General features: G+C 62.0%; 1 protein-coding gene. It reads right to left on the bottom strand.

Annotation, left to right across the window (positions count from 1 at the left end):
• Nucleotides 1-1,161 (bottom strand): amino acid adenylation domain-containing protein (locus IVB27_RS28315; protein WP_247446254.1); only part of this gene is annotated, 1,161 nt, incomplete at both ends.

The raw sequence follows: 1,161 nt of genomic DNA, 5'->3' as shown, positions 1-1,161 counted from the left end.
TGCGCCGACCTCACCACTGAACGGATCGGCCAAGAACCGCTCCGCCGTCAGTTCGGGCCGGTTCAGATAGCCACGCGCGACCCCCGCCCCGCCAATGTAGAGCTCTCCCACCGTTCCCAACGGAACGGGCGCGCCATGGCCATCGAGCAGATACACACGCGTGTTCGCAATCGGACGGCCGATATGCGGCACTGCGTTTTCGATGGAGAGCCGTCCCGAGGTCGCCACGACCGTAGCTTCAGTAGGGCCATAGTTGTTTATCAGCTTTAAAGGCGGTGTTAGAGACGCGGGCATACGGTGGAGACGATCACCGCCAACAAGCAAGTACTCCAATGTGGGATTTACCAGCTTGTCTTCCAACGCGATTGTGGCCAGCGGCGTGATCAGAAAGGCGACTTCGAGCGATTGATCACGCCACCATTCTAGCAGGCGGAGCGAATCTCCCGCTGCCGCTCTGGGAGGTAGAAGCAATGTGCTGCCGTTGTATAACGCAGTCCATAGCTCCCAAGTGCTGGCATCGAATGCTAGTCCGGCAGTGAGTGCGCAACAGGTTTCTGGTTGAAGACAAAACGTTTGCACATGCCAAGCTATCAGATTGACTAATCCGCGATGCTCGACCATGACGCCTTTTGGGGTGCCGGTAGATCCCGAGGTGTAGATCACATAGGCGAGATGGCGCGAGGTCAGGCCAAGCGCACGCGGGTCGGGATCCGAGGCCGGCAGCTTCGCCCAGGCCGATGTCGCCGTCTCGAGATCGACCACCGTCAGATCGGCCAGCGCATCGGCGCCCAGCGCGGATCGTCCCGCAGCATCGGCCAGCAACAGTTGCGGCTGCGCATCCTCAAGAACCTGCTTGAGCCGTGCGCACGGATAGGCCGGATCCAACGGCAGATAGGCGCCACCCGCCTTGAGGATTGCAAGCAGCCCCACCACCATCGCCACGCCGCGCTCAAGGCAGATCGCCACAGGCTGGTCCGGCTTCACCCCGAGTGCGATCAGATGATGCGCCAGCCGGTTGGCCCGCGCATTGAGCTCGCCATAGCTCAAGCGCTCGTCCGCATGGACCACCGCCACCGCATCCGGCGTCTTGGCGACCTGCGCCTCGAACAGCTCATGGATGCACCGCTCTGACGGATACGCCGCCGCCGTGCGGTTCAGTTC

The sequence above is a fragment of the Bradyrhizobium sp. 197 genome, from assembly GCF_023073375.1.
GTDB lineage: Bacteria > Pseudomonadota > Alphaproteobacteria > Rhizobiales > Xanthobacteraceae > Bradyrhizobium.
Note: the sequence above shows the minus strand (reverse complement) of the source record. Positions and strands in the feature narration are given on the sequence as shown.